The sequence below is a fragment of the Lysinibacillus sp. KCTC 33748 genome, from assembly GCF_002237755.1.
In the GTDB taxonomy this organism is placed as follows: domain Bacteria; phylum Bacillota; class Bacilli; order Bacillales_A; family Planococcaceae; genus Lysinibacillus.
Genome location: NZ_MWSJ01000024.1, coordinates 25,365 through 41,762 on the forward strand (window position 1 = coordinate 25,365; position 16,398 = coordinate 41,762).

Below are 16,398 nucleotides of genomic sequence, written 5' to 3' on the forward strand. Positions count from 1 at the left end.
GCAGTGCAACAATTATTTCTCGTCCTTTACAACGATCTGCTTATTTAAAAATGGATGCTCGAATTCCAATTGAATAGCATGAAGCTCGTAATCATCACTTGCCGTTTCTCTTGCTCCGTACATTGTATCGCCAATAATCGGATGACCGAGATGTGCTAAATGTACGCGAATTTGATGTGTTCTCCCTGTTTCAAGAATTAGATGGACAACACAAGAGCTTTTATAGCGAGCTACAACTTCATAGTGTGTCACTGCATGCTGTCCAGTTTTAGAAACGACACGTCTTGTTGCATGATGTCGGTCTTTCCCGATTGCTTCAGAAATTGTGCCAGATGAAGAACGTAAATTTCCTTGCACTTCTGCAGCGTATGTTCGAATAATTGATTTTTCCTCAATCATACGGTCAAAGATTGATTTTGCTAAAGGATGTTTTGCTACAAGTAACAAACCTTGTGTCCCTCTATCTAAACGATGGACATGTTCCGCATAAGTGCCGCCTTGCTGTTTAATATGAGCCATAACATGATTCATACAAGTATGAGTATCACGCTCATCATTTGGATGTGTCGACATGCCTTTTGGTTTAGAAACGATCAAACAATGGTCATCCTCATAGACGACATCAATTGCACAAACCGGTGTCGGTTGATAATTGGATGTCGGAATCGGGAATGTAAATTTTATGATTGTTCCTACTTGTAGTGGATCTTTCCACTGAATAGGCTCTCCATCAACAGTTGTGATAGCCTTTGCCATTCTTAGTTCATGGACTAGCTTTTTGCCGAGTCGCCAATGATTGCGCAATAGGTCCTCGACTGTCAAATCATTCGTATTTATTTCATAGTGAAACATATATCTTCCTCCGTAGAAAAGACCGTATTCCAATTGTAGAACACGGTCTAGAAATTAATTTGCTGCTTTAGCAGCCTTCATTACATAGAAGCTTGCCCCTGCAATTAAAATAAATGCAGTTAACGCTAAAAATGGGATTGTGATAAAACCTAACCAGTTGATATATTGACCAGTACATGAAACAGCACCACAAGAAGGTGCAGTTTCAGCTAAAAAACTAAGCTTTTGAATACCATAATGATAAAGTGATATACTGCCTCCCATAATGGCAAAAACAGCAGTTGTTACAGCAATACGTGCATTTTTTTGGATAAAGGCAATCGTTGTCATAATGACAATTGGATACATGAAAATTCGTTGGTACCAACACATTTTACAAGGTTCATAATGACGGATTTCAGAAAAGTATAAGGAACCCAATGTTGCAACGACAGAGACAATCCAAATAAATAATAAGCCATTCTCTACTTTTTTAGACATATAAGTTCTCTCCTTAGTATAACCATGTACTTGTTCGATTATAGTTGTTCTAGTTTTATATGTAAATTAACTTACCCAAAATAAGGTGTATTCTTATGAAAAATTTCAGTCTAAAGTATGAATGGCTTAGGCAGACGTTCCAGACTTTGAAATGTTATCATTAAATTAGCAATGCCAAAGAAGAGGTGTTTTTGTGAGGGAGAATGATCATTCTAATATTGGTATTTTAAAAGAGATTGCAGAGTTATTAAACGAAGAAACTGAAATTGTGTCGATGCTAAAAGGAGCGCTTGTGAAATTTTTAAATGGCACAAATTTTGAAACAGGCTGGATTTTTTTTATCGATGAAAAAGGGCGATCAGAGCTTGTTGTCCATGTCAATTTACCAGAGGCTTTGGAGTATAAAAATTGTCATTATTTAAAAAAGGGAGGCTGCTGGTGTGTTTCCCGCTATCGTAATGAGGAATTAAAGAAAGCCTCTAATATTATTGAATGTCAACGTATCGAAAGTGCAATTGATGCAAATGTTGGTGATCATGAAGGCATCACACATCATGCAACGGTTCCGCTTCAATCAGGGCAAGAGCGTTTTGGTGTCCTAAATGTTGCATCAAAGGATACCGTGCGTTTTTCAGAGGAAGAGCTAGCATTACTTGAATCGGTTGCATTTCAGATGGGGTCGGCCATTAAGCGTATTTTGCTGACAAAGCAGGAACAAGAAATGGCACTTGTGAAGGAGCGCAATCGTCTAGCACGAGATTTACATGATTCTGTCAATCAGCTACTTTTTTCTGTTACATTAACGGCGAGAGCTGGTATTGAAATGACAAACGATTGTGATGTGAAGGAAACATTTAAGGAGATTCAGCACTTAACACAGGATGCCTTAACAGAAATGCGTGCTCTCATTTGGCAACTCCGTCCAAAAGGATTAGAAAATGGTTTACTAGAAGCAATCAAAGTATATGCTGAAATGCTTGGCTTGAAGCTTCAAGTAACGGTCTCTGGTGTATTGCAATTCCCATCGCGTATCGAAGAAACATTATTTCGGGTAGCCCAAGAAGCACTGAACAATGTTCGTCGTCACGCTGGTGTGCTGGAGGCTGCGCTATATATAACGGTCACTTCTACTGATATTTTACTTGTTATTCGTGATGAGGGACGAGGCTTCGTCATCGATCATAACACGAAGCTACTTTCAATGGGCTTGCAATCCATAAAGGATCGTGCAAAATCAGTTGGTGGCAAAGCTGACTGGGTTAGTGAAATTGGCAAAGGAACAGAGCTGTTAATCCGCTTGCCATATTAGGGGGGAAGAGTATGATACGTGTTTTAATCGCGGATGATCATCATGTAGTACGTCGTGGATTATTGTTTTTCTTAAAAACACAAAAAGATATTGAAGTTGTAGGAGAAGCAAAAAATGGATTAGAGGCAGTAGCATTAGCGGAAAGTATACAGCCAGATATTATACTCATGGACTTGGTAATGCCTGAAATGGATGGTATTCAGGCAACAAAGCGCATTAAAGCTAAGTTTCCGCATATAGAAATTCTAATGCTGACAAGCTTTTCAGATCGTGATCATGTGGTACCAGCTATGGAGGCAGGAGCTGCAGGCTATCAGTTGAAAGATATTGAGCCTGATGAGTTGGTATTGTCCATTTGTCGTATTATGCGTGGAGAAAATACAATACATCCAGAAGCAACAACGACTCTAGAAATGGACCGTCAAGAATCGAAAAATGCACCTCATGTTTTAAACCCGCTAACGCCTCGTGAACAGGATGTGCTTGCAGAGCTTACAAAAGGGAAAAGTAATCGAGAGATTGCGTCCTCTTTATTCGTTACAGAAAAAACAGTGAAAACTCATATTTCTAATATTTTTACGAAGCTACAGGTGCAGGATCGTACTCAGGCGGCTCTTTATGCTGTGAAGCACGGACTGACAGAGGGTAGCGGTGTTTAAAAGATAATGAATGTAAACGGCGTGTTTCTACAAATTGTAGCAACCCGCCGTTTTTGTATAAGAAGGTGTGGAATGTGACTCGGGAAGCGCCCATGATAAGTACCTAGGTTGTTTTTTCTTATATTGTAAATATAATTGAGTAAGGATTTGGAAGTTAAACGATGTAATTAGCAATGGGGGAAATAGGGTTTAGAGTAAAGGAGCACAAATATGAAATTAGAGCGGCTTTTAACAATGACGATGATTTTAATAAATCGTAAAAAGGTGACAGCCCAGGAGCTTGCCGATTTATTTAATGTGTCAGTGCGTACTATTTATCGAGATATTGAAACATTGAGCTGTGCAGGGGTTCCTGTTATTAGCCAGCAGGGTGTTAATGGTGGAATTAGTTTGATCGATGGCTATCGTGTTGATAAGCAGGTGTTGACGAAGGAGGAGCTTACATCACTTTCAATTGCCATTAAAAGTGCATTAACAACATACGAGGATTCACATGCCGAAGCAGTACTTGAAAAATTAACAGGTGTTGCGGATGAGGAAGTAAAACAATCGATTGATCAACTATTTATTGACCTGAGCCCTTGGGGGCCAAATGTTATTTTCAAGGAACAAATTACTTTATTAAAGAAAGCAATTGAACGCGAACATTGTGTAAGTTTTACGTATTCTACTACACATGGCCATATAACAAGACGATTATTAGAGCCGCATACTATAGTACAAAAGGGAAAAGTTTGGTATGTTTATGGCTTTTGCACATTGAGAGAAGATTTTCGCTTATTTAAAATTTCAAGAATGAAGGATATACAAGAAGAGATGACGACTTTCCAGCGCAGGGAAGTCAACTTATCTGAACTCCCATGGGATAAAGAGTGGTACCATCCTCAAAATGTAGTAAACCTTACGTTATCTTTCGATTGTGCTATAACGACATTAGTAGAAGAGTCATTTGGCGCTGAGCATGTAAATAGTGAAAGTTCTACTATCAACATTGCATTGCCTGAGGATGAATGGCTATACGGCTTTCTTCTTAGCTTTGGCCATCGAATAAAAGTTTTAGAACCACCTCATATACGTGAAATTGTATTAATGCGAGCAAGGGAAATTGTAGCGTTGTATAAATAAAATGAATTGATGACATACAGTTGTCAGGTTTCCTTTGTTATAGTCATTACAAACAGGACGAAGGGTGGATGTAATGATGCAAAGTTATTGTCAAAGCTGTGGAATGCCATTAGTGGATGAGGCATTATTTGGTACAGAAAAAGAAGGACACAAAAGTGAGGACTATTGCACTTATTGTTATGAAGTAGGAGAGTTCAAACAGCCAAATTTAGCAGTTGAAGAAATGATCGAAATTTGTGTCCCACATTTAAAGGAAGATGGTATGGCAGAAGAGGATGCACGCCAAATGTTGACGTCATTTTTACCAAGCCTAAAGAGATGGAGAAAGCATGATATACAAGAACCAGTTGTGATGAATAAAGAATCATTTCAAATTGTAGGAATTTCAACGCGAACAAGTAATGCAAATGAAATTACCGCTCAAGCAAAAATCCCACAATTATGGTCGGATTTTTATCAGCAAAATGTTGTAGGGCAGGTAGCTAATGCAGTAAATCAAGTAACGTATGGACTGTATTCTGATTATGAAACTGATGTTAACGGAGAGTATTCCATTACACTTGGAGTGGAAGTAGTTGCAGCCGACGAAATTCCTGAAGGTATGGTTGTAAAAACAGTGCCAGCTGCTAAATACGTAGTTTTCACTTCTGATAAAGGTCCATTTGAAGAAGTTGTCGTAAAAGCATGGCAGGATGTCTGGGCTTGGTTTGCAAGCTCAGATATAGAGCGAACATACACAGGTGACTTTGAAATGTACGATGAACGATGTGCCAACCCTAAAGAAGCTCAGGTCGGTATTTATATTGCCATTAAATAATTTAAACAAATTAAACCTCCTATCTATGATAAATAGGAGGTTTCTTTGTTTATATTGAAATTTTTCACACTTAAAACGGTGTAAAAACATACGCTTCCATCATTATATTGTATCATGAAAAGAAAGAATTGTCTATGTAAGTAGTCACTACGGAATTTAACCCATGTTCTGACGATGAGTCGTTTAGCTGTAGAAAAGGGATAAAGACGAATGAGGGAGTGGTTATTTGACTAAGAGAAAAGCTGGAGACATTTTAAGCGTTACATCTTTATTACCCGCGATAATAAGTGCTATTTTTTCTTTATAACAAGAGGACCCGATTTTGATATTTATTTTGGTATCACCGTTATTAGTATTTTATCAATTATCGGTATTATATTTGCTGTTATTTCTTTGTTTATTTCTAAAAGACGTATTTTGGGTTGGATCGGTCTAATGGTAAATGTATTAATTTTGATTTTTGCTTATTTCTTACAATTAGCAATGGGAATTGGTGAACCATAAACGTTTCCATTTGTTTTAACACAATATATGCAACTTTCATTTCCAAAGAGGCCACAAGACGATTTAGTTCGTTTAACAAAACAAGTCTCCAACCAATCAATTGGTAGGAGACTTGTCGTCATTTGCTAGAGGATTTACTTCTATTTCAGGCTCAATATGCACGAGTACCTGACAGAAGGGATTTTCATGAGTAACGGTTTTTTCAATCTCTTCTGTGATTCGATGACTTTCAAAGACATTTAAGTAAGGATCAACAGTCACTGTTACGTCTATAAAATACATATTGCCGTGAGCTCGGCCCTTAAAGTCCAAGAGCTCGATTACTCCGTCAACATTACGAATTAAAACGGATAATGTTTCAACTTCTTCAACATCAAAGGCATCTGTGAGGCTTTGAACTGCCTCCCAAAAGATTTCTACAGCTGTTTTAATAATAAGAAGTGCGACGAGTAGAGCTGTTATTGTATCGATAATGGGGAAGCCAAAAATAGCGCCAAAAATCCCAATTGCTGTACCGATACTAACAAGGGCATCTGAGCGATTATCATAGGCTGCAGCCTTAACAGCAGCGCTTTTTATTTTTTTGGATAGGGCCAAATTATAGCGATACACGATATACATCACAACTGCACTGCCGATTGCCACAAAGGCTGTTAATAATGATGGTGCTGTGCCAGTTGGCTCCCATAGACTTTTTAGCGAATTGATGAGTACCTGTAAGCCAACAATTAGCATAATAAACGAAGCAACAAGTGAAGCAACGGTTTCAGCACGTAAATGTCCGTATTGGTGATTAGAGTCAGGTGGCATTTGAGCAATCCGTAATCCAATTAAGACCGCAATGGATGCGATAATATCAGTGGTATTGTTAAGTCCATCTGCTTTTAGTGCTTCTGATGTTCCAATATAGCCAATCGTCAGTTTTATTGAGCTTAGTATTATATAAGTACCAATAGATAACCAGGCACCTTTTTCCCCTTGACGTAAATTTGTATAGAGCTCCATTTTGTTTCCTCCTAGCAAAACTTTATGGCATTATAAAACGACTCCCTTCTCGTGTAAGGGAGTCGTTTTTTTGCGTAAATATTTATTTTACTTCAGTAGAAGCTCTTGCCATTATAGGCTGTGAGCAAAATATTAGTTTTATACTTGATCATACAATTGCGACATCAATCATACCACTGCAAGTAACCTCCTTCAGCGCTTGTCCAAACATCCGCTGGAAGAGTGGAACTCAGGCTTTGTGTAAGTACAAAGCCGAATCCAATGCAATTATGCCAAGGCGTAATTGATTTTTAGTCATTTACTTCACCGTTGTCATTTGATAAATCACGTTCAGGTAATTTCAGAACTTCTAAGTATAAAATATGGTGACCATCTAATTCTTTTGCGATAAATTCATAACCTTGTTCTTCAATACTATCTCCTTCGACCGCATCAAAGCGTTTCGTCATGAACCAACCACCGATTGTATCAATATCATCGTCTTCTATGTCAGTACCTAGCATATCATTAACACTTTCAACTAGCATCTTCGCATCTAAAATAAAATGATTTTCTGCAATTTCCTGAACCTCTGGAATTTCATCTTCATCGAATTCATCTTGAATGTCGCCGACAATTTCCTCAATAATATCCTCAATCGTAACTAGGCCAGATGTTCCGCCATATTCATCCATTAAAATGGCCATATGAATGCGTTCACGCTGTATTTTTAGTAACAAATCGTTAATTTGCGTTGTTTCCATTACGCGAATAATTGGCTGCATATATTCAATCACTGGTTTATCGCCATTTGCTGGATCTTTAATGTAGGCGGTTAATAAGTGCTTCATATTGACTAAGCCGATAATATGGTCTTTGTCACCATCGATAATTGGGTAACGGGTATATTGCTCAACGCCCATTAAATCGAAAACTTCTCTAATTGTTAGTTCTTTTTCAATGCCGACGATTTCGGTACGTGGGACCATGATTTCTTTCGCAAGACGATCAGAGAACTCAAAAATACTGTTTACATATTCATATTCTGAAGTATTAATTTCTCCACCCTTTAAACTATCCGACAAAATCATACGTAACTCTTCTTCAGTATGGGCTACTTCTGATTCGGACATCATTTTCAAGCCGAAAAGGCCAGTTAAGGCACGTGCAGATCCGTTTAAAAGCTTAATGATTGGATAAGTAATATTGTGGAATAATACTAATGGGCCAGCAAGGTTTAATGTTACAAATTCTGCTTTTTGGATGGCAAGTGTTTTTGGTGCCAATTCCCCTATAACTACATGCATAAACGTTACAATTGAGAATGCAAGTATAAATGAAAGGACAGTAGTAAAACTTTCACTCAAATTTAGAAATTCAAACACTGGATTCAAAATAATCTTAAATGTAGGTTCACCAAGCCAACCTAGACCTAAAGCAGTGATTGTAATACCTAATTGACAAGCAGATAAGTATTCATCTAAATCTGAAACTACACGTTTTGCATTTTTTGCTTTTTTATTGCCTTCTGCAAGCAATTGATCAATTCGCGTAGTCCTTACTTTAACGATTGCAAATTCTGTTGCAACGAAAAATCCTGTCATTATTATTAGTAGGGCAAATGCCACCAACCTTATGGTTATTTCCATTATGTCTCCGTCCAAATAATTCCTTTGTTCCCGCCCGAATGAGGGAAGGAAGCAAAGTGTACACCTCCTATGATTTAAAAAATTGTTGAATAATTTAATCATAAAATATTTACATGCAAAACACAAATATTGACAACAACTTTTTTTAGTTAATTTTCTCACGATATATAAAAAATATATAATTTCAAACACCAAAAGATTGAAAATAAAAATTTGTTATGCTAACTTTAAATGTAGCAAAGAAGATAGTTTGTTTAGAGAAAGAAGCATTTACATCTCATATAAAACGACACGTCAAAAATCTCACGAGTGCATACTTGCTGATTTTTTTAAATGAATTATTTTTAATAGCAACAAAAACGGAGCCATCTCATGCAAATGAGGTGGCTTCTTTGTATTGTAGAATATCGCTGATCCCCAAGAAGTCGCCAGTCTTAACGAAGATCAACCATTCTGCATAATATATATGTGCTGGCAAGTCACTTTCATTGAAAGTGATAAAACGAAACTTCAGCATATGTTCTTTGTGCGAAAGCGTAGCGGCAGCAACAACATATGTTTTTGTAGCAAAAATGAAGAGACGACTAATTTTAAAAATAGTTTTCAACAAAAAAGGAGCCATTTTCGTATGAGATGGCTCCTTCTGCATTATTTAATTATTGTTGAAAGCGTATTTCAAGCACGCTTTTTCCACATCGTGTAGCGTTTCTTTTACCGGGATTTCACCTGAATAAAGAGAAATTGTAATAGGTGCTTTTTCTGCTATACCTTGTTTTGTGAAAATATAATTAGTGCCCTTATATGTTAAAAACATATTTTTTACAGGTCTTTTTCCGAAAGTACTAGCAGAAGAATCGAAAAATCCTTTTAATTGACTGCAGTATTCCGTGTAGAAATCACTTTTAAAGCCAGAAAGAGCTTCGAATTTTTTACTATCAATAACTTCAGCCTCATTCGCTAGCTCGAAAATTTTAGCTGAAAATTCGGGGAAAAATTCTTTTACTTTTGCACGAATTAATGGTTTTGAATTATAACTGTTTATGTCATCAGAAAGAGTGACTTTACTCATAGAAATAGCCTCCTGCATAAAATCCCTTTAATACATGATAACATAAATGTATAAGAAGGATAAGGGAATTTCAACATATTTAAACAATTATAAGATAATAGCAGTGCTAGAAATAGTAAAAAATAGGTATATTTATATAGTGTGAGTGTTGAAAAGTATTACTTTTATTAGTCGTAAACATGGTACAACATAAGCTCATGAACCATTTTTCTTACTTCCTCTTCGTTAGGAGGGATAGAGCCTTTCCATTGTATAACGCCATCTTTTAAGTACTCCGCTGAATAACGTTCGCGTTGATAAAAGAACGAGATGGACCAACCTGGAAGCTGAGAATTTTCAAATAAAGGCTTAAAGCTAAAATGCTGAATCATAACCAAACCCCATTTCTTATATATGTAGTTAATATTATTCAAGGATAGTGGTAATTTTGCAACTATTCACTTTACAGACGCTTGTAAGTTGCTATTTATATGCATAGGCATAATCATAACATGTGTTGATTTCCGTTCCGATTGGGCGCTTTGTAGCTGTCGCTTCGCTTTCACTACAGAAAACATTTGTTGATGCTGCCGCTACGTTAGCACTACGCTTTCGCACAGAGCAAAGCTTCCTAGGGCGTCCGATGAGCCGCTTCACTCGCGTTCCTCTATTGCTGATCCCCAAGGAGTCGCCTAATCATAACGAAGATCAACTTATATATTGAATAAGTTTAAATAAATGCCATTCTTATGAAGCGCAGGAAAGCGAGTAGCTCGTATCGGAAATCAGTATCTGCAAATTAATGAAGAAGGATAAAAATAGTGAATTATCATACTTTAACAGGGGGTATTTCTTTCGTAGAAAATCATTGCTCTGCTATAATGAGTGCAGCAGGCGACAAAAAACGCCAATAGTGAATACAATTGAAATGAGAGGATACTAATGGATAATTTTCTAGTGACATTAATATTTATGGCAGTCATTGGAGCTGCAATTGGTGGTGTAACGAATCACTTAGCCATCAAAATGCTTTTTCGACCACATAACGCTATATATATTAAAAATTGGCGAGTACCTTTTACTCCAGGCCTTATTCCAAAACGACGTGACGAATTAGCGAAGCAACTTGGGCTAACGGTTGTAAATTATTTGTTAACACCTGAAACTTTTAGAAAGAAATTTTTCTCAAAGGATATTCAGGAAAAGGTAGAACAGTTTGTACAAACAAAGGTAGAAGAAACGATTTTTACAAATGATAAAACAATTCAGGATTGGCTATCATTAGCTGGATTTTCTAATATGCCAGCAACAATTGAACAGAAGGTAGAAGCAATTGTTGAGGGACAATTTGAATCAGTTAAGAATACACTATCTACGAAATCAATTCGTACACTTTTATCAGCAGACATTCAAGAAACGATTGATGCAAAGATACCAGTAGCGGTTGATCATATTTTAGAAAAGGGTGAGGATTATTTTTTATCACCCGAGGGCGAACTGACAATTAAGGCGATGATTGATGACTTCTTATCGTCAAAAGGATCACTTGGTGGAATGATAAATATGTTTTTAGGTGATTCTTCGTCACTCGTGGCAAAGGTTCAGCGTGAGCTTGTGAAATTTTTACAGGCACCAGGAACTTCAACATTACTAACGAAAATTTTTACGCAGGAATTGGAGAAATTAAAAGATCGCCCAGCAATGGATTTCTTACAAGATATTCGCTTTGAAGCCATATTATCCAAATTACAAACTTACGTAAAAGAACAATTAGCAATTGAAGGACGCTTGAATTATCCTATTTCGCATTATTGGCCAGAAGGGAATTCGTGGATGAAGGAAACAGTAATTCCCCAAGCTATCGAAAAAGCTTTTGTAAAAGCTGAAGACAAATTAGAAGATGTATTAAAACGTCTAAATTTACAAGAAGTAGTACGTGAGCAGGTTGATTCTTTCCCTGTGGAGAAATTAGAGGAGCTTGTACTAGGTATTTCAAAGCGTGAGTTTAAGATGATTACAGTACTTGGTGCAGTTCTTGGTGGATTGATTGGGATTGTGCAAGGATTAATTGTTTACTTTATTTAAAAAGGAGAATTATGTTGATGAATAATATTTACAATGAAATTAATACGTTAGAGGCAGCTTTTCGTAAAACACCTGAATTTGAAGCTTTGGAAGCAGCAGTGAAAGTTGTTAAAGAAGATGAAGAGGCATTAAATCTATTCAAAAATTTCCGTAAGGTTCAAATTGACCTACAGAAAAAGCAATTAGCTGGTGAAGATATTCTGGAAGATGAACTTGTATATGCGCAGAAAGCTGCACAGCTTGCACAGCAAAATACAAAAATTACTGCAATGCTTGAGGCAGAAATGAATTTAAGTAAGATCATCGAAGAGGTAAACCGAATTTTAATAAAACCTATTCAAACATTGTATGAAGAATTTTAATAGCCAAGTTCAGAGTCCTGAAAAAGCGTAGGCATAAAAGTACTATTAGTTGCACATATAACAAGTAAGAAGAAAACGTGTTTCCGCAAGTCGGAGCACGTTTTCAATTTATGGCTCACTATCATCGGAGGTTATACTATGCATGTCATCATCGAATGGACTTATAAAGCGAAAAAGGGTGCGGAAACTGTTTTGCGTTCAGAAGAAATGCCAGCAGCTCAAGCATTATTACTTGCAGAGGACATGGAGCGAACAGGGAGAGTAAAATCACTGCATTGTATCGATCGACAGGATACAAGTTGGTCTTTAAAGGAACTCAAGGCATATTTAAAGGAAATTGACACTGAGCCACACAATATTACAGTTTATTTTGATGGTGGTTTTGATCGTGCGACATATCAATCGGGGCTGGGCTGTGTGATTTATTATGAACAAAATGGCAAGCCATATCGATTAAGACAAAATTCTTTTTCGTCAGAGCTTAAATCTAACAATGAAGCAGAATATGCAGCACTTTTTTTAGGATTAGTTGAGCTTGAGCTATTGAACGTTCATCATTTGCCCGTTTGTTTCACTGGTGATTCCCAAGTAGTGATCAATCAATTGAGTGGGGAATGGCCAGCGCTAGAAAAGAATTTATCTAGCTGGGCAGATAAAATCGATGCAAAGCTAGAGGAGCTTAGTATTCAGCCAGAGTACAAGCTGATAGCACGTAAAGAAAATTCTGAAGCCGACCGCCTTGCAACTCAGGCATTAAACGGTATCGATATTACAGGATTAAAGGAAATTGTAAAGGAGTAGATACTGGAAACTCCAAAAGAGAACTACCAGTATTTTGAAATGCACACTCAATTGTTAGATGGTGTGTCTAACAATTGGGCGCAGTTCAGTGACAAGGTGGTTTTTTACTATTCTATAGCATTAATCCCTAATGAGAGACTAGTTAGCTCAGCGTTACTTTGATCATGATTAAATTCACCTTGGAAATAAATATTATCAAATTCAAAATTTGCATAATATACGATATCATCAGGATCTCCATATCTCTCATAAGAAGAAATTTGAATAGCTTGACCTATGACTTCCTCTAATGATTCTTTTGTAACATTTTTGAAATTTGACAGATAATAATGACTAACAGGTACCTCTTCCTCAGCTAAACAGAAAAAGTAATTATCATAAAAAGAACAAAGACCCCCCTCATAATAATCCTCGCCTTTTGGCAAGCCGGCTTTCCCCTTAGCGATCGGATATGTATCACCAAAAATAATGTCAGTTTTAAAGAAATCATGATTTAACAATTTTAGCAGTTTAGAATTTTGAATGATTGGTAACCCAGAATATAAGTTTGTTGTACTATTTTCACTAGTTATAGCATGGTCATGAAGTGTAAAATGCTCTAAAAAGTCTCCTGCTTGAATAGTAAAGGTATTTTTAGAGGTATCTACTGTTAACTCACTATTCTCATAGAGCCTATAGGATTGACCGCTAATAATGTTACTACCATCGTCTGCTACTTTAAGTAAATGGAGAACTTCTAAATTGCCTGAAGCACCAGCTTCAAAATCGATTATTAATGCAATATCTTTTTTGTCTTCGTCCTTGAAGATACCCTTAAAACGGAAATCTCCATGAATTGTCGTTTCATATTGTTGAGAATTCCATTGTTCCCAAGCTTCGCGTTTCTTATTATAATGACCGATAATATAACCGTAATTAGTACCGCTATAACTAATGAAGAGTTCTGGGACTTCATCTCCTTCAAAGTCAATCATTTCTACAAAAACTTCTTCACTTGGGATTGTTAAGTTTTTGTACCATGTACTATCTAAAGCTTGTTGCTTCCACTCTTCTGTCGTGTAGGGTAATTTGTCATTCTTTGTTGACTCGTTAGAAACATCAGGTTTTTCTGATGACTGATCCTCGCAAGCAAATAACGAAAAACTTAGAAACAATAGTGGAATTATCCATTTTTTCAACATAGTATCTCCTTACTTCTATAAAATTAGTAAATTCATCACCAAAAGTTGGGGACGAAACTTGTTAAAAAGGAACAGAAATCAACCCTATGCTATTGGTAATAGGCCAAATATTCCATTCTTTATTGCTAATTATAATAGATATTGACTAAAAAAACGGTTATTATCATAAATTCTCCATTTTTAATGAAACTTTTACCATACTGAAACTACTACTACTATGAACCTAATAATAAGGAGAGATTTTATGAACATGAAAAAAATTGCACCCGTAGCAATGACAGCATTATTATTTGGAAGTGTAGTAATACCAGTCGCTTCAGCAAATGAAAATTCAACAGACGCACAACAACAAGTACCACAAATCCAAATTGATCCTGTACACATCTTCAACAATACCTATGGAACGGTTGAAAAAGTGAATTCAAGTGAAAATATTACATACTTCACAGTACAAGATGGTGATCAAACAAACATTTTAGAAATCACAAAGGATACACTTGTTTTCGATAATACAGGTAAAAAAGTGGAACTTAAAAAAGGAGATAAAATAGTAGCTTATACATTCGCAAACAAGCCACAAAAATTAATTTATCCACCACAATTCAATCCTGATGTTGTCATTGTTGAAACTGAGGAAGCTGGATTTGTTGAAGTTGATTACTTCTTTGAAAACTTAACGAATACTTATGAAATGTTGAAGTTAACCATTGGCGAAAATACAGAGCTTATCAATTCAAAGGGAGAGAAAGTTGCAGCGAAAGACTTAATAGAGAAAAATTTAGTAGTTTTCTATACAGCTTCAACAAAAAGTATCCCAGCTCAGACAACTCCTTCGAAAATAATTGTTCTTGATGACGAGTCTGAAAATCCAACAGAAAATACTGTAGAAGCGGAAATAGCACAAATTATCGCGACAGATTACTATGAAGTAGATGGAACAAAAATGGTTCCGTTGCGTTTGATTGCCGAAAAGCTTGGCTATAAAGTAGAGTCAACAAGTAAAGGCGCGATTGTATCAAAAGGTAATCTATCTTACACAATTACACTTGGAGAGAAAATGTTTGGTTATAACAAAGCATTACGCCCACTTAATACAGCACCTGCTTTTCTAGAAGCATATAAAACATATGTACCAGTTGAATTTGTAGAGGAATATTTAAAATAATTTAGAGACCCATATTAAGGTGCCTACCTTTGTATGGGTTTTTTGCGCCTTAAAAATGCTGAATTCATTCACTTTCTTAACTGTTATTTTAAATAAATATTTGATTATATTCCCAAAGATAATCATTGCAGGAAACTTGTGAGAGCATTTATCGTCTTAATCAATGAAGATGGTTACTTTAATGGAAGAGAGGATTTTGTGTGGAAAGAAAATTAAGGTCTAAAAAAGCGAAACCTAAAAATAAAATAGTAAAAATAACTTTAATAGTAATCGTAATTTTACTATTAACCGTAACTAGTTATGGAGCTTATGCGTTTGTTAAATTTAAAAATGCCTATGATAGTTCAAAGGTCGATTTAAAAAGAGATGGAAATAAATCAGAGCTAAGGGAAGAGGATGTTTCATTTAAAAAAGATCCTATCTCCATTTTTTTATTAGGTGTTGAAGATTACTCTAGTGAAGCGGAAAATGGTCGAGCAGACACTCAAATGGTCATTACCTTGGAGCCGGATACATCTGAAATTAGCTTAATTACAGTGCCTAGGGATGCAAGAGTTAACATAGAAAATGCAGGGGAATATACAGGTGTACATAAAATCAATGCCGCTTATAATTATGGATCGATTACAGACTATGGGGCAATTAAACTTCAATTAGAGACAGTTGAAAAATTCCTTAATATACCGATAGATAACTTTATTGCGGTAAACTTTGATGGCTTTAGAGATATTGTCGATGCTTTAGGTGGAGTAACAGTAGATGTAAAAGAGGATTTTTGGGAAGATAATATTTACGATAAAAAACGGATAGATTTTCATAAAGGAGAGTCGCATTTAAACGGGGAAGAGGCACTTGCATTTGTAAGAATGAGATACAGACCTATAAATGCTTCATACTCTCGTGAAGAAAGACAAAGACAATTTTTGACTGCAACAATTGATCAAGCAAAATCGACGAATACAATATTTAAAATTGGTCAAATTGCAGATATTTTAGGAAAAAACGTAGAAACAGATTTAGACCTTGAAGAGATTTACGCACTTCAAAAGCAATATTTGAATGCTAAAAACATATCTACGAAAACGATAGAAATAAAAGGCGAAGATCAGTATATCGACAAAGTATCTTATTTTATTCCTGATATGGAAAGCTTGGAGAAAGTAAGCATGGAATTAAGAAAAATTCTTAAACTAAAAGAAGAAAGTTTCAAAACAAACGCGGCTATTGAAAGATAAAAGATAAGAATCCATTTTGATAAATTTTTCAAAATGGATTTTTTGTATCAATAAACGGAATGTTCTGTTATTAAGTGTAGCTTTGCTTAACGTGATAAAAATTTGTTAAACTATTGGTGCTGTAATTTTTGAGAGAAAAGAG

The 16,398-nt window shown here is 36.0% G+C and carries 17 protein-coding genes; 9 read left to right on the forward strand and 8 right to left on the reverse strand.

The window, feature by feature from the left end:
* Window positions 1-12: 12 nt before the first annotated feature.
* Together B1B04_RS20980 and B1B04_RS20985 are read right to left on the reverse strand one after the other, a co-directional pair.
* Window positions 13-852, reverse strand: a complete 840-nt coding sequence (locus B1B04_RS20980; protein ID WP_079563297.1) for an RluA family pseudouridine synthase — start codon at window positions 850-852, stop codon at window positions 13-15.
* Window positions 853-906: 54 nt separating this feature from the next.
* Window positions 907-1,332, reverse strand: a complete 426-nt coding sequence (locus B1B04_RS20985) for a disulfide formation protein C (protein ID WP_079563298.1) — start codon at window positions 1,330-1,332, stop codon at window positions 907-909.
* Between the two features lie 193 nt (window positions 1,333-1,525).
* On the opposite strand from B1B04_RS20985, the gene B1B04_RS20990 reads away from it, so the two are divergent.
* From B1B04_RS20990 to B1B04_RS21005, 4 genes are all read left to right on the forward strand, one after another.
* On the forward strand, window positions 1,526-2,641 hold the full coding sequence (locus B1B04_RS20990) for a GAF domain-containing sensor histidine kinase (protein WP_079563299.1): 1,116 nt from the start codon (window positions 1,526-1,528) through the stop codon (window positions 2,639-2,641).
* Window positions 2,642-2,652: 11 nt separating this feature from the next.
* A complete protein-coding gene (locus B1B04_RS20995; protein ID WP_079563300.1) occupies window positions 2,653-3,300 on the forward strand; it encodes a response regulator in 648 nt (215 codons plus the stop codon).
* Window positions 3,301-3,510: 210 nt separating this feature from the next.
* Window positions 3,511-4,425, forward strand: coding sequence for a helix-turn-helix transcriptional regulator (locus B1B04_RS21000; protein WP_079563301.1), 915 nt, complete (start codon window positions 3,511-3,513; stop codon window positions 4,423-4,425).
* 73 nt (window positions 4,426-4,498) lie between these two features.
* A complete protein-coding gene (locus B1B04_RS21005) occupies window positions 4,499-5,242 on the forward strand; it encodes an effector binding domain-containing protein (protein WP_240518361.1) in 744 nt (247 codons plus the stop codon).
* A 600-nt stretch (window positions 5,243-5,842) separates the two neighbouring features.
* Here the strand turns inward: B1B04_RS21005 and B1B04_RS21015 are convergent.
* The 5 genes from B1B04_RS21015 to B1B04_RS26510 form a co-directional block, all read right to left on the reverse strand.
* On the reverse strand, window positions 5,843-6,751 hold the full coding sequence (locus B1B04_RS21015; protein ID WP_079563303.1) for a cation diffusion facilitator family transporter: 909 nt from the start codon (window positions 6,749-6,751) through the stop codon (window positions 5,843-5,845).
* Window positions 6,752-7,041: 290 nt separating this feature from the next.
* Window positions 7,042-8,379, reverse strand: coding sequence for a hemolysin family protein (locus tag B1B04_RS21020; protein WP_079563304.1), 1,338 nt, complete (start codon window positions 8,377-8,379; stop codon window positions 7,042-7,044).
* A gap of 652 nt (window positions 8,380-9,031) precedes the next feature.
* Window positions 9,032-9,448, reverse strand: coding sequence for a hypothetical protein (locus B1B04_RS21030; RefSeq protein WP_079563306.1), 417 nt, complete (start codon window positions 9,446-9,448; stop codon window positions 9,032-9,034).
* 167 nt (window positions 9,449-9,615) lie between these two features.
* Window positions 9,616-9,819 carry a YheE family protein gene (locus B1B04_RS21035; RefSeq protein WP_079563307.1) on the reverse strand — a complete coding sequence of 68 codons (204 nt, stop codon included), beginning with the start codon at window positions 9,817-9,819 and terminating at the stop codon, window positions 9,616-9,618.
* A gap of 91 nt (window positions 9,820-9,910) precedes the next feature.
* Window positions 9,911-10,045, reverse strand: a complete 135-nt coding sequence (locus B1B04_RS26510) for a hypothetical protein (protein ID WP_276207773.1) — start codon at window positions 10,043-10,045, stop codon at window positions 9,911-9,913.
* A gap of 324 nt (window positions 10,046-10,369) precedes the next feature.
* On the opposite strand from B1B04_RS26510, the gene B1B04_RS21040 reads away from it, so the two are divergent.
* From B1B04_RS21040 to B1B04_RS21050, 3 genes are all read left to right on the forward strand, one after another.
* Window positions 10,370-11,512: a DUF445 domain-containing protein gene (locus tag B1B04_RS21040; protein ID WP_079563308.1), complete on the forward strand. Its 1,143-nt coding sequence runs from the start codon at window positions 10,370-10,372 to the stop codon at window positions 11,510-11,512.
* Between the two features lie 17 nt (window positions 11,513-11,529).
* The gene (locus tag B1B04_RS21045; protein ID WP_079563309.1) at window positions 11,530-11,874 is read left to right on the forward strand and encodes a YlbF family regulator; all 345 of its coding nucleotides are present in this window, start codon (window positions 11,530-11,532) and stop codon (window positions 11,872-11,874) included.
* Between the two features lie 138 nt (window positions 11,875-12,012).
* Window positions 12,013-12,675 carry a ribonuclease H family protein gene (locus tag B1B04_RS21050; RefSeq protein ID WP_079563310.1) on the forward strand — a complete coding sequence of 221 codons (663 nt, stop codon included), beginning with the start codon at window positions 12,013-12,015 and terminating at the stop codon, window positions 12,673-12,675.
* A 107-nt stretch (window positions 12,676-12,782) separates the two neighbouring features.
* On the opposite strand, the gene B1B04_RS21055 is transcribed toward B1B04_RS21050, so the two are convergent.
* The gene (locus tag B1B04_RS21055) at window positions 12,783-13,853 is read right to left on the reverse strand and encodes a hypothetical protein (protein WP_079563311.1); all 1,071 of its coding nucleotides are present in this window, start codon (window positions 13,851-13,853) and stop codon (window positions 12,783-12,785) included.
* A gap of 247 nt (window positions 13,854-14,100) precedes the next feature.
* Here B1B04_RS21055 and B1B04_RS21060 point away from each other — a divergent pair, with 247 nt between their 5' ends.
* Window positions 14,101-15,021 (forward strand): copper amine oxidase N-terminal domain-containing protein, encoded by a 921-nt coding sequence (locus B1B04_RS21060; RefSeq protein WP_079563312.1) that lies wholly within the window; start codon window positions 14,101-14,103, stop codon window positions 15,019-15,021.
* Window positions 15,022-15,221: 200 nt separating this feature from the next.
* Window positions 15,222-16,256 (forward strand): LCP family protein, encoded by a 1,035-nt coding sequence (locus B1B04_RS21065; RefSeq protein WP_079563313.1) that lies wholly within the window; start codon window positions 15,222-15,224, stop codon window positions 16,254-16,256.
* Window positions 16,257-16,398 lie beyond the last annotated feature (142 nt).

Coding starts and splice junctions, on each gene's coding strand:
- B1B04_RS20980 (WP_079563297.1), bottom strand. CDS start 852: ATGTTTCACTATGAAATAAATACGAATGATTTGACAGTCGAGGACCTA.
- B1B04_RS20985 (WP_079563298.1), bottom strand. CDS start 1,332: ATGTCTAAAAAAGTAGAGAATGGCTTATTATTTATTTGGATTGTCTCT.
- B1B04_RS20995 (WP_079563300.1), top strand. CDS start 2,653: ATGATACGTGTTTTAATCGCGGATGATCATCATGTAGTACGTCGTGGA.
- B1B04_RS21000 (WP_079563301.1), top strand. CDS start 3,511: ATGAAATTAGAGCGGCTTTTAACAATGACGATGATTTTAATAAATCGT.
- B1B04_RS21005 (WP_240518361.1), top strand. CDS start 4,499: ATGATGCAAAGTTATTGTCAAAGCTGTGGAATGCCATTAGTGGATGAG.
- B1B04_RS21015 (WP_079563303.1), bottom strand. CDS start 6,751: ATGGAGCTCTATACAAATTTACGTCAAGGGGAAAAAGGTGCCTGGTTA.
- B1B04_RS21020 (WP_079563304.1), bottom strand. CDS start 8,379: ATGGAAATAACCATAAGGTTGGTGGCATTTGCCCTACTAATAATAATG.
- B1B04_RS21030 (WP_079563306.1), bottom strand. CDS start 9,448: ATGAGTAAAGTCACTCTTTCTGATGACATAAACAGTTATAATTCAAAA.
- B1B04_RS21035 (WP_079563307.1), bottom strand. CDS start 9,819: ATGATTCAGCATTTTAGCTTTAAGCCTTTATTTGAAAATTCTCAGCTT.
- B1B04_RS21040 (WP_079563308.1), top strand. CDS start 10,370: ATGGATAATTTTCTAGTGACATTAATATTTATGGCAGTCATTGGAGCT.
- B1B04_RS21045 (WP_079563309.1), top strand. CDS start 11,530: ATGAATAATATTTACAATGAAATTAATACGTTAGAGGCAGCTTTTCGT.
- B1B04_RS21050 (WP_079563310.1), top strand. CDS start 12,013: ATGCATGTCATCATCGAATGGACTTATAAAGCGAAAAAGGGTGCGGAA.
- B1B04_RS21060 (WP_079563312.1), top strand. CDS start 14,101: ATGAACATGAAAAAAATTGCACCCGTAGCAATGACAGCATTATTATTT.